This is a genomic window from Pseudomonas sp. N040, assembly GCF_015637705.1.
Classification (GTDB): domain Bacteria; phylum Pseudomonadota; class Gammaproteobacteria; order Pseudomonadales; family Pseudomonadaceae; genus Aquipseudomonas.
The window spans coordinates 169,886-188,017 of the sequence record NZ_JADOBE010000002.1 but is presented as its reverse complement, the minus strand read 5'-3'; the positions used below and the strand labels follow the sequence as shown (position 1 = coordinate 188,017).

17 protein-coding genes and 1 tRNA gene are annotated in these 18,132 nt (G+C 64.3%); 16 read left to right on the top strand and 2 right to left on the bottom strand.

The features are described from left to right. Positions 1-90: 90 nt before the first annotated feature. From ISX93_RS03705 to ISX93_RS03630, 16 genes are all read left to right on the top strand, one after another. Positions 91-2,931 carry a FimV/HubP family polar landmark protein gene (locus tag ISX93_RS03705; RefSeq protein WP_195777365.1) on the top strand — a complete coding sequence of 947 codons (2,841 nt, stop codon included), beginning with the start codon at positions 91-93 and terminating at the stop codon, positions 2,929-2,931. A 3-nt stretch (positions 2,932-2,934) separates the two neighbouring features. Beyond that, on the top strand, positions 2,935-3,795 hold the full coding sequence (gene truA / locus ISX93_RS03700) for a tRNA pseudouridine(38-40) synthase TruA (RefSeq protein WP_195777364.1): 861 nt from the start codon (positions 2,935-2,937) through the stop codon (positions 3,793-3,795). A 52-nt stretch (positions 3,796-3,847) separates the two neighbouring features. Beyond that, positions 3,848-4,474, top strand: coding sequence for a phosphoribosylanthranilate isomerase (locus ISX93_RS03695; protein ID WP_195777363.1), 627 nt, complete (start codon positions 3,848-3,850; stop codon positions 4,472-4,474). A gap of 195 nt (positions 4,475-4,669) precedes the next feature. After that, positions 4,670-5,545, top strand: a complete 876-nt coding sequence (gene accD / locus ISX93_RS03690) for an acetyl-CoA carboxylase, carboxyltransferase subunit beta (RefSeq protein ID WP_195777362.1) — start codon at positions 4,670-4,672, stop codon at positions 5,543-5,545. Then, the gene (folC, locus tag ISX93_RS03685; RefSeq protein ID WP_195777361.1) at positions 5,542-6,840 is read left to right on the top strand and encodes a bifunctional tetrahydrofolate synthase/dihydrofolate synthase; all 1,299 of its coding nucleotides are present in this window, start codon (positions 5,542-5,544) and stop codon (positions 6,838-6,840) included. Before accD ends, folC begins: the two co-directional genes overlap by 4 nt. After that, a complete protein-coding gene (locus ISX93_RS03680) occupies positions 6,824-7,396 on the top strand; it encodes an SPOR domain-containing protein (protein ID WP_195777360.1) in 573 nt (190 codons plus the stop codon). The genes folC and ISX93_RS03680 overlap by 17 nt, the downstream gene beginning before the upstream one ends. Before the next feature lie 66 nt (positions 7,397-7,462). Further along, complete coding sequence (locus tag ISX93_RS03675; protein WP_195777359.1) at positions 7,463-7,984, top strand: CvpA family protein; 522 nt, start codon at positions 7,463-7,465, stop codon at positions 7,982-7,984. Positions 7,985-8,008: 24 nt separating this feature from the next. Next, the gene (gene purF, locus ISX93_RS03670) at positions 8,009-9,514 is read left to right on the top strand and encodes an amidophosphoribosyltransferase (protein ID WP_195777358.1); all 1,506 of its coding nucleotides are present in this window, start codon (positions 8,009-8,011) and stop codon (positions 9,512-9,514) included. 12 nt (positions 9,515-9,526) lie between these two features. After that, a complete protein-coding gene (locus tag ISX93_RS03665; RefSeq protein ID WP_195777357.1) occupies positions 9,527-10,738 on the top strand; it encodes an O-succinylhomoserine sulfhydrylase in 1,212 nt (403 codons plus the stop codon). Between the two features lie 43 nt (positions 10,739-10,781). After that, positions 10,782-11,027 (top strand): GlsB/YeaQ/YmgE family stress response membrane protein, encoded by a 246-nt coding sequence (locus tag ISX93_RS03660; protein ID WP_195777356.1) that lies wholly within the window; start codon positions 10,782-10,784, stop codon positions 11,025-11,027. A gap of 130 nt (positions 11,028-11,157) precedes the next feature. Further along, positions 11,158-11,234, top strand: a tRNA-Asp gene (locus ISX93_RS03655). 173 nt (positions 11,235-11,407) lie between these two features. Then, a complete protein-coding gene (dnaX, locus tag ISX93_RS03650; RefSeq protein WP_195777355.1) occupies positions 11,408-13,303 on the top strand; it encodes a DNA polymerase III subunit gamma/tau in 1,896 nt (631 codons plus the stop codon). A 17-nt stretch (positions 13,304-13,320) separates the two neighbouring features. After that, complete coding sequence (locus ISX93_RS03645; protein ID WP_195777354.1) at positions 13,321-13,647, top strand: YbaB/EbfC family nucleoid-associated protein; 327 nt, start codon at positions 13,321-13,323, stop codon at positions 13,645-13,647. Between the two features lie 363 nt (positions 13,648-14,010). Beyond that, a complete protein-coding gene (gene recR / locus ISX93_RS03640; protein ID WP_195777353.1) occupies positions 14,011-14,610 on the top strand; it encodes a recombination mediator RecR in 600 nt (199 codons plus the stop codon). Between the two features lie 8 nt (positions 14,611-14,618). Continuing rightward, positions 14,619-15,233 (top strand): NUDIX hydrolase, encoded by a 615-nt coding sequence (locus tag ISX93_RS03635; protein WP_195777352.1) that lies wholly within the window; start codon positions 14,619-14,621, stop codon positions 15,231-15,233. A gap of 85 nt (positions 15,234-15,318) precedes the next feature. After that, positions 15,319-16,467: an acyl-CoA dehydrogenase family protein gene (locus ISX93_RS03630; RefSeq protein ID WP_195777351.1), complete on the top strand. Its 1,149-nt coding sequence runs from the start codon at positions 15,319-15,321 to the stop codon at positions 16,465-16,467. A 65-nt stretch (positions 16,468-16,532) separates the two neighbouring features. Here ISX93_RS03630 and ISX93_RS03625 read toward each other — a convergent pair whose 3' ends face one another. Continuing rightward, positions 16,533-17,282: a TIGR04283 family arsenosugar biosynthesis glycosyltransferase gene (locus tag ISX93_RS03625; protein WP_195777350.1), complete on the bottom strand. Its 750-nt coding sequence runs from the start codon at positions 17,280-17,282 to the stop codon at positions 16,533-16,535. Then, positions 17,275-17,976 (bottom strand): TIGR04282 family arsenosugar biosynthesis glycosyltransferase, encoded by a 702-nt coding sequence (locus ISX93_RS03620; protein ID WP_219840984.1) that lies wholly within the window; start codon positions 17,974-17,976, stop codon positions 17,275-17,277. Before ISX93_RS03620 ends, ISX93_RS03625 begins: the two co-directional genes overlap by 8 nt. Positions 17,977-18,132: the final 156 nt, after the last annotated feature.

Here is an 18,132-nt window from a genome sequence, read left to right as displayed (position 1 = left end):
TGGTCGGAAAGCGCCTCGAGTTGTGGGCAATTAGTGGCAAAATACCCTCTCGCTGGTCGAGAAAAAAAAGATAAGACAAGGGATATCACTATGATTCGGGTTCGCAAACTGGTACTGGCAATCGCGGCTGCAACGTCGCTTACTTCCGGTATGGCGCATGCGCTGGGACTCGGAGAGATATCTCTACAGTCATCGCTCAATCAGCCGCTTGATGCGAACATCGAGTTGCTCGAAATCCGCGATCTGGACAAGGCCGAGATCATTCCCCGTCTGGCTTCTCCCGAAGACTTCAGCAAGGCCGGGGTCGAGCGCGAGTTTTTCCTCACCGACCTGAAGTTCACCCCCGTCATCCTGGCGAATGGCAAGGGAGCGATCCGTGTCACTTCGGGCAAGCCGGTGCGCGAACCTTATTTGAACTTTCTGGTAGAGGTGGTCTGGCCGAGTGGTCGGGTTCTGCGTGAGTACACCCTGCTGCTGGATCCGCCCCTGTATTCGCCGGAGACCGCGATTGCCGCGGCACCCCGTCTTCCTGTTGCAGTGCCTGCGCCGAGCCCTGTCCCGGTTGCTGCGCCGCGCAGCCAGAGTGCTCCTGCAGACGGCCCCTTCAAGGCAGGTTCCCTGCCGGGTTCGCCAGTTGCCGCGCCTGCCCGTGCCGAGTCCCGTCCGGCGGCGGTGGCCGCTGAAGCAATCTCTGGCGATCAGTACAGGACCAGCAAGAACGACACGCTTTGGGAGATTGCCCAGCGGGTTCAGTCGAGTGGTTCCCTGAATCAGACCATGTTGGCCATTCAGGACCTCAATCCGAATGCCTTCATCGGCGGCAATATCAACAGTCTGAAAAGTGGCCAGGTGCTGCGTCTGCCGGATGCGTCCCAGGTCAATGCACGCTCCGGCTCGGCTGCCACGGCTGAGGTGGCGGAGCAGAACAGTGCCTGGCGTGAAGGGCGCAGCCTGACGCCGGTAACCGCCCGGCAACTGGATGCAACCAAGCGCGATGTGGCCGGTGAGGCGCCGGCGCAGATCGAAACCAAGGACAGTCTTCGGCTGGTTGCCGCCGAGGCTGGCAAGGCAGCTTCAGGCAGTGACAAGGGCGCTGGGGAGGACAGCAAGGTCCTGAGCGACAAGCTGGCAGTTACCCAGGAAAGCCTGGATACCTCGCGCCGCCAGGGTGAAGAGCTCAAGGAGCGTGTGGCGGACCTGCAAAGCCAGATGGACAAGCTGCAGAAACTGGTCCAGCTCAAGGATGACCAGTTGGCCAAGTTGCAGGCCGATCTGCTCGCGCAGGAAAAGCAGGCCGCCGAGGCGGCGCTTGCAACCAAGTCCGAGCAGCCGCTCGCTCCAGCACCAATCGCGGACAAGCCAGCACAGGCGCCGGTCGTCGCCGAGAGTACTCCTGCACAGCCCACTGCCCCCGTGCAGCCGGTGGCTGATGCCCCGGCGACCGCCAAGGTGGAGGAGCCAGCAGCTCAAGCCGCGCCAGCCCCTGCAGCAGCCAAGCCGGCAGCGGCGGTAGCGCCAGTCGAAGAAGTCCAGCCTGTGCAGGTTGTCAGCGAAACAGCCAGCGCGGTCGCGCCGGAACCGGTCAGTCCGGTCGACGAGTTCCTGGGCAATCCACTGCTGGTAGGCTCTGCCGGCGCAGGTTTGCTGATTATTCTGCTTGGTTTGATGGCGCTTTCACGGCGTAACGCCTTGAAAGACAGTCAGTCTGCAGCAGCCAAACCTCTGGATATCGACACCGACAAGGATTTCGATAGTGAGGCTGAGCTGCCTGATGACACCTTTGCCGGGCTGGATGATGCGGCAATAGAGCCGCAGAAAGAGCCGGTCAATGCTCAGCCAATCGATGCCTTGGCCGAGGCGGAAAGCTATATCGCTTATGGCAAGTTCAATCAGGCCGCCGAATTCCTGCAGGGCGCCATCAACAATGAGCCGCAACGCGCCGATCTGCAGCTGAAGTTGATGGAAGTGCTGGCAGAGCTGGGTGATCGTGACGGCTTCCAGCGCCAGGAAGCCGAACTGCAGGAAGTTGGTGGGGTGAGCGCGCAGATCGAGCAGATCAAGGCCAAGTATCCGGCGATGGCGGCGGCGGGGTTCGCCGCGGGTGTTGGCCATGTTGCCGAGCCCGATGATTTTGCCATGGAAGATCTGATTTCCGACGCGCCACCTGCCGCGCCGCAGGATGCGGATGATGCGTTCGATTTGAGCCTGGAAGACCTGGATGCTGAAATCGACGAAGAGTTTCGGGCGCCGGCAAGCGCATCCGACCAGGATCTGGATGACTTTGCGCTGGATATCGATTTTGCCGAGCCGGCAGCCAGCGCTAAAGATGACATTGATTTTGGCCTGACGCTTGAAGCGCCGGCGGCATCCGAATCGAGTCAGGCACTCAAGCAAGTCGATGATTTTTCAGATTTCGACTTCGAGCTGGAGCCTGCCCAGGCATCGACCGGCAGTAGCGATTACGCGTTGCCCGATGAGAATGAAATCAGTCTGGAGTTGCCGGAGCTCGATAGCGGCGCAGGTGCTGACGATGACAGCTTCGGGCTCGACTCTGCGCTGGACCTGGCCGAAGACTTCGCTTTGCCGGCCACCGGCGAACAGCAATCCCTCCAGTCGGCGCTGGCAGAGCCGGAGCCGACGCTGGAAGCGCTGAATGACGAGCTGGACCAGTTGAGTGCTTCGTTTGACGATTTTTCGCTGCAGGACGAGCCGGAACTGTTGCAGGAGCAGGGCGATTTGGCGGCAGACGATGATGAGGATTTCGATTTCCTTTCTGGCACCGATGAAGCGGCGACCAAGCTCGATCTGGCGCGCGCCTACATCGATATGGGTGATGCCGAGGGTGCCCGCGACATTCTCGACGAGGTGATTGCCGAGGGTAGCGAATCCCAGCAGCAGGAAGCGCGTGAATTGATCGGTAAACTGGCCTGATAAATGTCTGAAGTATTGTCACCAGCGGCAGCCGACATGGCTGCCGCTGGCGTTTTCAGGATAGCCCTCGGGGTTGAGTACAAGGGCTCCCGCTACCGTGGCTTTCAGCGACAGAGAGCGGGCGTTCCGTCGATTCAGGAGAGTCTGGAAAAGGCTTTGTCCAAGGTCGCGGGCGGCGCTCCGGTCAGGCTCAGTTGCGCCGGCCGGACCGATGCGCTGGTGCATGCCTGCGGGCAGGTGGTGCACTTCGAAACCGAGGTGGATCGCTCCATGCACGCCTGGGTGATGGGGGCCAACATGAACCTGGCGCCCGATATAAGCGTGACCTGGGCGCGCGCGATGCCCGGCCATTTCGATGCGCGCTTCAGTGCCATGGCCAGGCGTTATCGCTATGTGATCTACAACGACCAGATTCGTCCTGCGCACATGGCCGAAGAGGTCACCTGGAACCATCGTCCGCTCGACGTGACCCTTATGCGCGCAGCCGCGTCCTGTCTGGTTGGTACGCACGACTTCAGTGCCTTCCGGGCCAGGCAGTGCCAGGCCAAGTCACCGATCAAGACGGTGCATCACCTGCAGCTGATCGAGCATGGCAAGTTCATCGTCCTGGATATTCGCGCCAATGCGTTTCTCCACCACATGGTGCGCAACATAGCCGGCGTACTGATGACCATCGGTGCCGGCGAGCGACCCGTCGAATGGGCCAGGGAGGTCCTGGAGACGCGGGTACGTCGAACCGGCGGGGTTACCGCGCATCCTTACGGGCTCTATCTGGTCCAGGTCGATTATCCGGCGGAGTTCGACTTGCCTCAGCGCTACACCGGTCCGCACTTCCTTTCAGCCTTGCCTGAGGCGGCAAGCTGACGCAGCAGGGCGGCCTTTGCTAACATCAGGTTCATTGCCCGGATAATCCAAGTTGACCATTGTGCGTATCAAGATCTGTGGAATTACCCGAGTCGAGGACGCACTGGCGGCTGCCGCTGCAGGCGCCGATGCCATCGGCCTGGTGTTCTATGCGAAGAGCCCCCGGGCCGTAAGTATTGAGCAGGCGCGCGCGATCATTGCGGCATTGCCGCCGTTTGTTACCACGGTTGGCCTGTTCGTCAATGCCAGTCGCGGCGAGCTGAACGAAATCCTCGCTGCACTGCCGCTCGACATGCTGCAGTTCCACGGAGATGAAACCCCTGCCGACTGCGAGGGTTATCGCCGGCCTTACCTGAAAGCCCTGCGGGTGAAGGCCGGAGACGATATTCGGGCACAGGTCGCCCGTTATCCCGGTGCTGCAGGCATATTGCTGGATACCTTCGTTGCCGGTGTCCCCGGCGGAACCGGCGAGTCATTCGACTGGTCACTGGTGCCAGACAAGCTGCCTTGCCCGGTAATTCTGGCCGGAGGGCTGAATTCGGCGAATGTGCGGGCTGCGATCACCCGGGTGCGCCCCTACGCGGTGGATGTCAGTGGCGGGGTAGAAATCAGCAAGGGCATCAAGGATGCCGGCAAGATTCAGGCCTTTATTCGGGCCTGCAAAGAGTTATCGATGTGACGGTCTGGCCAGAGTGGCCGTCAGCTAGCCTGTTGCGAGGCAGCGGGGCAGTTGGCGCTGATGCTGCTTGCCGGCTTGTCGGGCAGTGTCCGGGTTTGCCAGCGCCGGGCAACCGGCAGACAATCATTAATTTTCAGGCGGCTCGCCAGGGGTAATCCCGGAGTTTCCAGTGTTGCGGTTTTGGAGAGTTAGAGCATGAGCAACTGGTTGAGAGATAAGTTGATCCCCTCGATCATGCGTTCCGAGGTCAAGAAAAGCTCCGTGCCCGAGGGGCTTTGGCACAAGTGCCCGTCCTGTGATGCCGTGCTGTACCGGCCCGAGCTGGAAAAGACCCTGGATGTATGTCCGAAGTGCAACCACCACATGCGCATCGATGCGCGCACCCGTCTGGACCTGTTTCTCGATGCGGACGGCCGCCAGGAAATCGGGGCAGACCTGGAGCCGGTTGATCGCTTGAAGTTCCGCGATGGCAAGCGCTACAAGGACCGCTTGCTGGCGGCACAAAAGGATACCGGCGAGACAGATGCGCTGATTGCCTTGAGCGGAAAACTCCAGGGCATGCCGATTGTCGCCTGCGCCTTCGAGTTCGGCTTCATGGGCGGCTCGATGGGCGCCATCGTCGGCGAACGCTTCGTCCGCGCGGCCAACGTTGCGCTGGAACAGCGCTGCCCGCTGGTCTGCTTCGCCGCCTCGGGGGGCGCGCGCATGCAGGAAGCCCTGATTTCCCTGATGCAGATGGCCAAGACCTCAGCGGTGCTGGCACGTCTGCGTGAAGAGGGCGTGCCTTTCATTTCCGTGCTGACCGATCCGGTGTACGGCGGTGTATCGGCCAGTCTGGCGATGCTGGGCGATGTGATCGTCGCCGAGCCCAAGGCGCTGATCGGGTTTGCCGGTCCGCGGGTAATCGAGCAGACGGTTCGGGAAAAGCTGCCGGAAGGATTCCAGCGCAGCGAGTTCCTGCTCGATCATGGGGCGATTGACATGATCATTCCGCGCGCGGAGTTGCGTGAGCGTCTGGCCCGCCTGCTGGCCCAGATGCAGCACCTGCCCAGTCCCGCCCAGACCGCATGACCGAACGGAGCCTGCCGGACTGGCTGGCCTACCTGGAGCAGTTGCATCCGACCGCCATCGACATGGGCCTTGATCGGGTGCGCCAGGTGGCCGAGCGCATGGGCTTGCGCCGACCCGCCGGGCGGGTTGTCACGGTCACTGGCACCAACGGCAAGGGTTCAACCTGCGCATTTCTCGCCGAGCTGCTGCTCGGCCAGGGATTGCGCGTAGGCGTCTATGCCTCGCCCCATCTGCTGCGCTACAACGAGCGGGTGGTCATCGACCGCCAGCAGGCGACGGATGCCGAGTTGTGTGCCGCCTTTGCGGTGGTTGAGTCGGCGCGGCAGGAAATATCCCTGACCTACTTCGAAATGGGCACCCTGGCGGCGTTCTGGCTGTTCCAGCAGGCTGCCCTGGATTTTGCCGTGCTTGAGGTCGGCCTCGGCGGCAGGCTGGATGCGGTCAATCTGATCGATGCGGATCTCGCCATCGTAACCAGTATCGCTCTGGATCATGCGGATTGGCTCGGCGATACCCGCGAGAGCGTGGCTGTCGAAAAGGCCGGAATTTTTCGCCCGGGCATACCCGTCGTCTGCGGCGATCTCGACCCGCCGGCAGTGCTGCTGCAGCAGGCTGCCGTGCTGGCAGCGCCTTTTTACCTTCGCGGACGGGATTTTGACCTGGCGCTAACGCCTGCAGGTTGGCATTGGCAGGGTCTCGACCGGGCAGGGCAGGTGCGTGAACTGCACGATCTGCCACTGCTGGACCTGCCCCTGGAGAACGCGGCGCTGGCCCTGCAGGCCTTCAGTCTTCTCGATCTGGGCTGGCAGCCAGCGCAGTTGTCGCTTGCCTTGCAGCGCACCCGCCTGAGCGGCAGGCTGGAGCGGCACAGCCTCGAATTTCAGGGCAAGAGACTCTCGCTGTTGCTGGATGTTGGGCATAATCCGCATGCCTGCGAGTTTCTCGCGCGGCGTTTACGCGAGACACCGCTTGCAGGCCGGCGCCTGGCGGTTTTCGGCCTGCTCGCGGACAAGGATCTTGCGGGGGTGGTGCAGGCAATCCAGGCTGAAATCAGCCAATGGGCGGTGACAGCGTTGCCTTCACCGCGCTCGCGGTCGGCGCTCGAGCTGCACGACGAGTTGCTCAAGGCGGGTGTGCAGGCCAGCCGGCATGGGTCGATCGGCGAGGCGCTGGAGGCACAGTGCCGGCAGGCTGCCGAGGGTGATGAAGTGCTGGTGTTCGGATCTTTTTATTGTGTGGCGGAAGCGCTGGCCTGGCTGGCGCAGAGGGGAGCTGGAAATGGCTGTACTGGATAAGAGCCTCAAGCAACGCATCGTTGGCGCCCTGGTGCTGGTTGCGCTTGCCGTCATTTTCCTGCCGATGCTGTTTTCGCGCCCGGATGACCTGCGCCAGGTGGTTGTCGACGCGCCACCAATGCCACCGGCACCGGCGATGGTCCCGGTTACCCAGGAGCCTGTTGTGGTGCCGGAGCCGGAGCCATTGCCGGAAGATCCGGCAGCCAGTGCACAGGCGCTGGTCGCGCCACCACCGGTTGCCGCACCGGCCACTGCAGCCGCTCCAGCCCAGGCTGACCCGGGCAACGCGCCGGCCAGCCATCTGGACCGGAACAGCCTGCCCGTTACCTGGTCGGTTCAGCTTGCCAGTCTGGCCAGCCTTTCCAGCGCCCAGGACTTGCAGCAGAAGCTGCGCAGCAAGGGTTACAACGCCTATGTGCGCAGTTTCGAAGGCAAGAACCGGGTGCTGGTCGGGCCGGTGGTGGAGCGCGCGGAAGCTGACCGTTTGCGCGATCAGCTCAAGCGTCAGCAGAAACTGGATGGCTTTATCGTGCGTTTCGAGCCCGAAGCGCAGTAATCAGCGCCTTACCCGGGCAGAGTCGCTCTGTTAGAATGCACCCCCTTTTCAGCGGCGGACGAAACAGTGGCATTCACTTGGGTAGATTGGGGCATCGTCGCCATTGTCTGCGTTTCCTGCCTGATCAGCTTGCGCCGCGGCTTCGTCAAGGAAGCGCTGTCCTTGCTGACCTGGGTCGTCGCCGGGACCATCGCCTGGATGTTTGGCGGCGCCCTGGCAGAGCACCTGGTGGAGTTCATCGAAATACCATCGGTGCGGGTCATCGCCGGCTGCGCCATTCTGTTCCTGGCCACCCTGGTGCTGGGGGCGCTGGTCAACTATCTGCTCAGTGAACTGGTGCGGGTCACCGGCCTGTCCGGCACGGATCGCTTTCTGGGCATGACCTTTGGTGCGGCGCGCGGCGCCTTGCTGGTGGTGGTGCTGGTCGGCCTGCTCAGCCTGGCACCGGTGCAGCAGGATCCCTGGTGGCAACAGTCGGTTTTGATCCCGCACTTTCTGATGGTGGCCGACTGGTCGAAGACCTTCATTCTGGATCTGACCGACGGCTGGTCTCCTGCGAGTGCGCTGCACTTGCCTGCAAATTCTTGATTCACAACGTAGGGGTTGCGTCACATGTGTGGCATTGTCGGAATTGTCGGAAAATCCAACGTCAACCAGTCGCTGTATGACGCGCTCACCGTTCTCCAGCATCGTGGTCAGGACGCTGCCGGTATCGTCACCAGCAATGCCGGCCGGCTGTTCCTGCGCAAGGACAACGGACTGGTCCGCGACGTCTTCCAGCAGCGCCACATGCAGCGCCTGGTGGGGCACATGGGGATTGGCCATGTACGTTATCCGACGGCGGGCAGCTCCAGTTCCGCGGAAGCGCAGCCGTTCTATGTCAACTCGCCCTATGGCATCACCCTGGCGCACAACGGCAACCTGACCAACGTCGAGCAGCTGGCCAAGGAAATCTACGAGTCCGACCTGCGCCATGTGAACACCAATTCCGATTCGGAAGTGCTGCTCAACGTGTTCGCCCATGAACTGGCGGTGCGCAACAAGCTGCAGCCGACCGAAGACGATGTGTTCGCCGCGGTTGCCGGGGTGCATGGGCGTTGCCGCGGCGGTTACGCGGTGGTCGCGATGATTACCGGCTATGGCATCGTCGGTTTCCGTGACCCGAATGCGATCCGCCCGATCGTGTTTGGCCAACGGCATACCGACGAGGGCGTCGAGTACATGATCGCCTCGGAAAGCGTGGCGCTGGATGTGCTCGGCTTTACCCTGATCCGTGACCTGGCACCCGGCGAGGCGGTTTACATTACCGAAGACGGCCGGCTGTTCACCCGCCAGTGCGCGGAGCACCCGCACTACGCCCCCTGCATCTTCGAGCATGTCTACCTGGCCCGCCCGGACTCGATCATCGATGGCGTTTCGGTGTACAAGGCGCGGCTGCGCATGGGCGAGAAACTGGCCGAGAAGATCATGCGCGAGCGCCCGGAGCATGGCATCGACGTGGTCATCCCGATCCCGGACACCAGCCGTACGTCGGCACTGGAGCTGGCGAACCGGCTCGGCGTGAAATTCCGCGAGGGCTTCGTCAAGAATCGCTACATCGGCCGCACCTTCATCATGCCCGGCCAGGCGGCGCGCAAGAAATCCGTGCGGCAGAAGCTCAATGCGATCGAGCTGGAGTTTCGCGGCAAGAACGTGATGCTGGTGGATGACTCGATCGTCCGCGGTACGACCTGCAAGCAGATCATCCAGATGGCCCGCGAAGCCGGGGCGAAGAATGTCTACTTCTGTTCGGCGGCGCCGGCGGTACGCTACCCGAATGTCTACGGCATCGACATGCCCAGCGCCCATGAGCTGATCGCCCATGGCCGCAGCACCGAAGAGGTGGCCGAACTGATCGGCGCCGACTGGCTGGTCTACCAGGACCTCAAGGACCTGGAAGATGCGGTGAGCGAGGGCAATGCCAACGTCAAGGACTTTGACAGCTCGGTGTTTACCGGCGAGTACATCACCGGAGATGTCAGCGAGAGCTACCTGAACCGTATCGAGCAGGCGCGCAATGACGCCACGAAAGCCGGTGGCCAGGTTGTCAGCGCGATCATCGACCTGCACAACAACTGAGGAACCTGCGGCATGACAGCAGAATGGGAAGCCGGTCGGCTGGACAGCGACCTCGAGGGTGCCGCTTTCGACACCCTCGCCGTGCGTGGCGGGCAGCGCCGTTCGCCGGAAGGCGAGCATGGCGAGCCGCTGTTTTTCACCTCCAGCTATGTTTTCCGCTCGGCGGCGGATGCGGCTGCCCGGTTTTCCGGCGAGGTGCCGGGGAACGTCTACTCGCGCTACACCAACCCCACCGTGCGTGCCTTCGAGGAGCGCATCGCGCTGCTCGAGGGCGCTGAGCAAGCGGTTGCCACATCCTCCGGGATGGCGGCGATCCTGGCCACGGTCATGAGCCTGTGCAGTGCCGGCGACCATGTGCTGGTGTCGCGCAGCGTGTTCGGTGCGACCGTCACCCTGTTCGAGAAGTATTTCAAGCGCTTCGGCGTGCAGGTGGATTATGTGCCGCTGATCGACCTGGATGCCTGGGCACAGGCCTTCCGGCCGAATACCCGGCTGCTGTTTGTCGAATCGCCGTCCAATCCGCTGGCCGAACTGGTGGACATCGCTGCCCTGGCGGACCTGGCGCATGCCAGGGGCGCCCTGCTGGCGGTGGATAACTGCTTTTGTACGCCGGTCCTGCAGAAGCCCCTGAACCTGGGGGCCGACATCGTGATTCACTCGGCGACCAAGTACATCGATGGCCAGGGCCGCTGCCTGGGCGGGGTGGTCGCCGGGCGCGCCGAGCAGATGAAGGAAGTGGTCGGCTTCCTGCGTACCGCCGGCCCCACGCTGAGCCCGTTCAACGCCTGGGTGTTCCTCAAGGGCCTGGAAACCCTGCGCCTGCGCATGCTGGCGCATTGTGCATCGGCGCAGGCGCTGGCCGAGTGGCTGGAGCAGCAGCCGGGCGTCGAGCGCATCTATTACGCCGGCCTGCCCAGCCATCCCCAGCACGAACTGGCCAAGCGCCAGCAGAGCGGGTTTGGCGCGGTGCTGAGCTTCGAGGTCAAGGGCGGCAAGGATGGCGCCTGGCGCTTCATCGACGCGACCCGGATGATCTCGATCACCGCCAACCTGGGGGATGCCAAGACCACCATCACCCATCCGGGCACCACCACCCACGGCCGCCTGTCGCCGGAGGATCGTGCCGCGGCCGGGATCAGCGACAGCCTGGTGCGGGTTGCCGTCGGGCTGGAAGATCTTGCCGACCTGCAGGCGGATCTTGCCCGCGGGCTGGCGGCGCTCTGAGCCGGCAAGGGTCTTGGGCAAAGGTTAACGAGGAGAAGTACAGATGAACTTTCTACTGTTTCTGCTTATCGGGGCCCTGGCTGGCTGGATTGCCGGCAAGCTGATCCGTGGTGGCGGCTTTGGCCTGATCGGCAATCTGGTGGTGGGCATCGTCGGCGCCGTGATCGGCGGGCATCTGTTCGGCTATCTGGGCCTGCAGGTCGGCGCCGGGATCATCGGCTCGCTGATCACCTCGGTGATCGGCGCGCTGGTGCTGCTGTTTCTGGTTGGCCTGCTCAAGCGCGGCTGACCCGCGCCTGCCAGTTGCCGGGTGGATTGGGTGTTGACTTGCGCGGGGTGTCTGCGTAAATTGCGCGCCTCGCAAGTACTGCCGGGTTATCCCGGACAGGGCTGTGAATCGGACGCAAGTCCACCGACAAGCAGCGGTAGTTCAGTCGGTTAGAATACCGGCCTGTCACGCCGGGGGTCGCGGGTTCGAGTCCCGTCCGCTGCGCCATACACGAAAGCCCTTGAGCCTCGCAGCTCAGGGGCTTTTGCTTTTCCGGGCCGGAACTGGCGCGATCGGCAAGCGCCGTCGACCTTGCGACAGTTGCCTGGCCAGCGCGGGTGCAATTTGCCCCATGCTCCGTTAGCATTGACCCTCTTCAGCACCCGCCGCGATGGATATCAATGAGTTATCAGGTTCTTGCCCGCAAATGGCGTCCGCGCTCGTTCCGCGAAATGGTCGGTCAGACCCATGTGCTCAAGGCCCTGATCAACGCGCTGGACAATCAGCGCCTGCACCATGCCTACCTGTTCACCGGCACCCGCGGGGTCGGCAAGACCACCATCGCGCGGATCCTCGCCAAGTGCCTGAACTGCGAGACCGGCATCAGCTCCACGCCTTGCGGCGTTTGCTCGGTGTGCAAGGAGATCGACGAAGGCCGCTTCATCGACCTGATCGAAGTCGATGCTGCCAGCCGCACCAAGGTCGAGGACACTCGCGAACTGCTGGATAACGTGCAGTACATGCCCAGCCGCGGGCGCTACAAGGTCTACCTGATCGACGAAGTGCACATGCTTTCCGGGCACTCGTTCAATGCGCTGCTCAAGACCCTCGAAGAGCCGCCACCGCACGTCAAATTCCTGCTGGCCACCACCGATCCGCAGAAGCTGCCGGTGACCATCCTCTCGCGCTGCCTGCAGTTCTCGCTGAAGAACATGCCGCCGGAGCGGGTGGTCGAGCACCTGACTCATGTGCTCGGGGTGGAAAACATCCCGTTCGAAGCGGATGCCCTGTGGCTGCTCGGCCGCGCCGCGGATGGCTCGATGCGCGATGCGATGAGCCTGACCGATCAGGCGATCGCCTTCGGTGACGGCAAGGTGCTGGCGGCCGACGTGCGTGCCATGCTCGGCACCCTCGATCACGGCCAGGTGTATGGCGTGCTCAATGCCCTGCTGGAAGGCGATGCGCGGGCCCTGCTCGAGGCCGTGCGCCACCTGGCCGAGCAGGGCCCGGACTGGAACGGCGTGCTGGCCGAGATCCTCAACGTGCTGCACCGCGTGGCGATTGCCCAGGCCCTGCCGGAGGCGGTCGACAACGGCCAGGGCGACCGCGACCGCGTGCTGGCCCTGGCCGAAGCCTTGCCTGCCGAAGATGTGCAGTTCTATTACCAGATGGGCCTGATCGGTCGGCGCGACCTGCCGCTGGCGCCGGAACCGCGCAACGGCTTCGAGATGGTCCTGCTGCGCATGCTGGCGTTCCGCCCGGCGGATGCCGACGGCGCGCCCGGTCGATTACTAAAGACCCCGGGAATCAGCCAGGCCACAGCTGATTCCGCTGCCAACCCAGTGGTCGGTGTTGCACAGACGGCGCCGGTAGCCGCGCCTGTGTCCGTTCCCGCGGCGCCGCCCGTGCCCCAGCCGGCGGCGGCCAGCGTGCCAGCCCCGGTAGCGCCACCGCCGGTCAAGCCGGCAGCCGTGATCGATCTGCCCTGGGACGAGCCCGCCGCGGTTGCTCCGCCGCTGAGCGCCGCGCCAGCCGGCACGCCGGTAGAGCCGGATGCAAGCGATGACGAGCCGCCAACCGCGGATGACAGTTACTACGAGACCGCCGGCGAGGCGCAGCACTACCTGGATGACCTGCCGCCGAACGCGGCGCAGGAGACCGTCGAGGACAGCTTGCCTGAGGTCGCGCCGGCGACCGGGCTGGCGGCCGAGTGGCTGCAGTTGTGTCCGGCCATCGGCCTGTCCGGCATGACCGGCAGCATTGCCGCCAACTGCACGCTGGTGGCCAGGGACGGCGACAACTGGACGCTGCATCTGGACCCGGCGCACAGTGCGCTGTTCAATGCCAGCCAGCAGCGGCGCCTGAACGATGCCCTGGACCAGCACCTGGGGCGTACCATCGCCCTGCAGATCCAGATCAGCAAGCCCGCGCAGGAAACCCCGGCGCAGGCCAATACCCGCAAGCGCATCGAGCGCCAGCGCCAGGCGGAAGAGGCGATCAGGAACGATCCGCTGATACGCCAGATGATTGAACAGTTCGGGGCGGTGATTCGTCCCGATTCGATTGAACCCCTGTAACGCCGAGGAACAGCAAAATGATGAAAGGTGGCATGGCCGGTCTGATGAAACAGGCCCAGCAGATGCAGGAAAAAATGCAGAAGATGCAGGAAGAACTGGCGAACGCCGAAGTCACCGGCCAGTCCGGCGCCGGGCTGGTCAGCGTGGTGATGACCGGCCGGCATGACGTCAAGCGCGTCAGCCTAGACGACAGCCTGATGCAGGAAGACAAGGAAATCCTCGAAGACCTGATCGCTGCCGCGGTGAACGATGCGGTGCGCAAGATCGAGGCCAACAGCCAGTCGCAGATGGCCGGGATGACCGCGGGGATGCAGCTCCCCCCCGGCTTCAAAATGCCCTTCTGAACGTGGCGTCCAGCTGGCGCACATGACTGCGTTGCGGACTGGCCCGGGCATGCTCATTTACACTCAGTAAACTCCGCTGCCCGTGCCAGTCCGCGCCTTGTCCTGCACGCCATCTGATCACCACTCGCACCGTGTGGATAGACGGTGTGAACCGGTAGGAGCGAGCTTGCTCGCGATGCCGTTGTATGGCTATTCACCTGTTACGGGTTGCCTGGATCACCCCCTCTCCCGCTTGCGGGAGAGGGCTGGGGAGAGGGGCTTTGGGACTGATGCAGTGTGCCCCTCTGCCTGACCCTCTCCCCGGTGGGGCGAGGGAATAACCAGCTGTAGCGCAGCTTCCACGAATCATCCAGGTAACTCCCCATGAGCTTCAGCCCGCTGATCCGCCAACTGATAGATTCCCTGCGCACGCTTCCCGGTGTCGGGCAGAAGACCGCGCAGCGCATGGCCTTGCAACTGCTGGAGCGTGACCGCAACGGCGGGCTGCGCCTGGCCCAGGCGCTGACCGCGGCCATGGAAGGGGTGGGGCATTGCCAGCGCTGCCGGACCCTCAGCGAGGACGACCTGTGTTCGGTGTGCGCCGACCCGCGCCGCGACGACAGCATCCTCTGCGTGGTGGAAGGTCCGCTGGACGTGTTCGCGGTCGAGCAGACCGGCTACCGCGGCCGCTACTTCGTGCTCAAGGGGCACCTGTCGCCGCTGGATGGCCTGGGTCCGGAAGCCATCGGCATTCCGGAGCTGCTTGCGCGCATCGAGGCCGGCAGTTTCAGCGAGATCATCCTGGCCACCAACCCGACCGTCGAGGGCGAGGCGACCGCCCACTACATCGCGCAGATGCTGGCCGGCAAACCACTGGCCATGACCCGCATTGCCCACGGCGTGCCGCTGGGCGGTGAGCTGGAACTGGTCGACGGTGGCACCCTGGCCCATGCATTGGCGGGTCGCCGGCCGATGGGCAGCTGAATCCGGCCATGCCCAACACGATTGACCGGATTGCCGCTGCCCTGCAGGACCACTCGCCCCGGCGGATTCCCGGTCGGCGCTGGGTCAGGCGCTGCGGCGTCGTGTTGCTGTTGGCCGATAGCGACCCCAATGCCAGCCGTGATGAGCCGGTGGTGTTGATGATGAAACGGGCCGAGCGCCACGGTGATCCCTGGTCGGGGCATGTTTCTTTCCCTGGTGGCAGGGTGGCGCGCGATGATGCCAGCACCCGCGCCGCAGCCTTGCGCGAGTTGCACGAAGAGACCGGCTTTGACCCCGCTGGGCGGGTCGAACCGATTGGCCGGTTATCGGACCTGTTGACCAGAGAGCATGCCCGACCGCTGCCCATGGTGGTTTCGCCCTATGTCTATCACACGCCGCGGGCGCTGGCGCTTAAGCCTGGGATCGAGGCCGCCGAACTGCACTGGGTGCCTTTGTCCTGGCTGACCGATCCGCTCAGGCGGCAGACACTCACCTGGAAAGTAGCCGGTCTGCGCATACCGGCGCCCTGCATCGATCTGGGCGGGGCGCGCCTGTGGGGGCTGTCCTTGATGATGACCCGCGAGCTGCTGCGGGTCGCCCGCCTGGGTGAGCAACGGACATAAATGGCCTGCTGCATGGCCAGAGTGCCGCTTTGCTAACCAAGCAAGCGCTTGGTAATGTATCTCCAGTCATTATCGGAGATGCCCAATGAGCGCCTGCCAGGAATATTTCAACGCCGAACACCAGCTGGTCCGCGACACGGTCCGCCGCTTTGTCGAGCGTGAAATCCTGCCGCACATCTGCGAGTGGGAGGAGGCCGAAGCGTTTCCCCGCGAGTTGTACCAGAAGGCCGGTGCGGCCGGCATCCTCGGCATCGGCTATCCCGAGCAGTACGGCGGCAGCTATGAAGGCGACCTGTTTGCCAAGGTGGCGGCCAGCGAGGAACTGATGCGCTGTGGTTCCGGTGGTCTGGTCGCCGGGCTTGGTTCGCTGGATATCGGCATGCCGCCGGTGCTCAAGTGGGCCAGGCCGGCGCTGCGCGACCGCGTGGTGCCGCAGGTGCTGGCCGGCGAGAAGATCATGGCGCTGGCGGTCACCGAGCCTTCCGGCGGTTCCGACGTGGCCAGCCTGAAGACCCGCGCGGTGCGCGAGGGTGATTGCTACCGGGTGACCGGCAGCAAGACCTTCATCACCAGCGGTGTACGGGCCGACTTCTACACCGTGGCGGTGCGCACCGGTGGCGACGGCTTCGGCGGGGTCAGCCTGCTGCTGATCGAGAAGGGCACGCCTGGCTTCAGCGTCGGCCGTTCGCTGAAGAAGATGGGCTGGTGGGCGTCGGATACTGCTGAACTGTTCTTCGACGACTGCAAGGTGCCGGTCGACAACCTGATCGGCGTGGAGAACATGGGCTTTGCCGGGATCATGGCCAATTTCCAGAGCGAGCGGCTGTCGTTGGCGATCATGGCCAACATGACCTCCCAGCTGGCGCTGGAAGAGTCGCTGAAGTGGGCCAGGGAGCGTGAAGCGTTCGGCAAGCCGATCGGCAAGTTCCAGGTGCTCAAGCACCGCCTGGCCGAGATGGCCACCCAGCTGGAGGTGTCCCGTGAATTCACCTACCGGCAGGCGGCGAAGATGGCGGCCGGCAAGAGCGTGATCAAGGAAATCTCGATGGCCAAGAACTTCGCCACCGACGTGTCCGACCGCATCACCTACGACGCCACGCAGATCCTCGGCGGCATGGGCTTCATGCGCGAGAGCCTGGTCGAGCGGCTGTACCGCGACAACCGCATCCTCTCGATCGGTGGCGGCACCCGCGAAGTGATGAACGAGATCATCAGCAAGCAGATGGGCTTGTAGGCACGAGCTGACGCGTAGGGCGGGTGCACGTTTGCCGGGCAATCGGTACGCGGGTTGCCCCCGTACTACCGATCGGCAGGCCGCGCAGCAGGCTTGCGCGGGGTGTACCAGTGCGCCAGCCGGCTGGCCGGCACGCCGAGCATGAAGGCCGCGGCCAGCAGGCGATTGCGCAGCGAACGGCGCCACCAGCCATCGCGTTGCCAGCGCCGCGGATCGACCTGCAGGCCCTGCGCGAGGCGGACCAGGCGGCCGTGCCGGCGCAGCTGGCGCACCAGCTCCACCTCCTCGAACAGCGGCCACGGACTGTGCTGCCCGCTGCCGAAGTAGGCCGTGCGCGTGGCAAACAACCCCTGATCGCCATAGGGGATGCCGAAGCGGGTACGCCAGTTGGTCAGCCGTTCGAGCAGGCGGCCCTGCCAGCAGCCGGGTCCGGCAAAGCGAAAGTCGAAATAGCCAGCGACGGCGCCGCCGGCCAGTGCCGCGCGGAGCTGCACCAGCGGATCGCCCTGCAGCTGCGCGTCGGCATGCAGGAACCAGAGCAGCGCATGTTGCGCCTGGGCCGCACCCAGGCGCAGCTGTTCGCCGCGGCACGGCTGGGCGCCAAGCCACTGCGCGGCATATTGCCCGCACAGCTGCTGGCAGGCCGGATTGCGTGCCGCATCCACCACGATGATCTGCAGTTCCTGCGCGCTGCTGGCAGGCAATTGGCGCAGCTGCGCGAGCAGCCGGGCCAGGCTGGCTTCGTCGCGGTAGCAGGGAATCACCAGGCTGATGGGCGGGGCGGATATGCGCAGATTGGCCGGGGTGTCAGGCATGTGCGGCGATCCCCAGCGCGGGCAGGGCGGCGAGCAGGGCGCGCCGGGCGGGGCGGTTATCCCCGGCCAGGCCGTCGCCCAGCAGCGCCAGATCCTCCTGCTGGTCGATATCGAACAGTTCGCCTGCCACGTGCAGCGAGTGCCCTGCGGCCACGCAGCAAGCGGCCAGGGCCTCACCCAGCTGCGCGGTACTCCACGGCAGCTGGCTGAGGTCCGGCCACGGCCGGTTGGAGGCCAGCAAAACCACGCCACCGTCGCGCGCCCCGAGCAGCACGCTGTCGCAGGACTCGAGCAGCTGCGCCACCCGCGCATAGTCGGCTGGCCGCAGCGCCGGACAGTCGCTGCCGATGTACAGCAGGCGCTGCTCGCCGCGCGCGCGCAACGCCCGGTCCAGGGCATTCAGGCGCTGCCCCAGGTTGCCTTCGCCCTGCGCCAGCACCCAGGCTGGCGGGCAGACTGCCTGTGCCCAGGCCAGGTCGTGCGCCTGATCCGGGGCAATTACCCGCGCTCCCGGCCACTGCCGCAGGTCTTCCAGCGCACAGTCGAGCAGCAAGCGGGCTATTGTCAGCGCCGGCAGGCGGCCGATCTGGCTGGCCAGGCGCTGTTTCGAGTGGCCGGGAGCCGGGTGCTTGCACAGCAGCACCAGGCAGGGCGTAATGACAGTCGCGGTGTCGCGGCTATGGCTGGCGGTCACGCTTCTCTCCCGGGCATCTGCGGTGGGTCTCCCAAGGACATCCAGCCCGGGCATTTGTTACAAAAGGGCTGTCTGCCAATCATCCGGTGTTTTGGCTTTTCACGCTATAAAGCTCCTGTGCGCACGGCGCAGCCGGAGCCGCACCAGCTGGTCTTG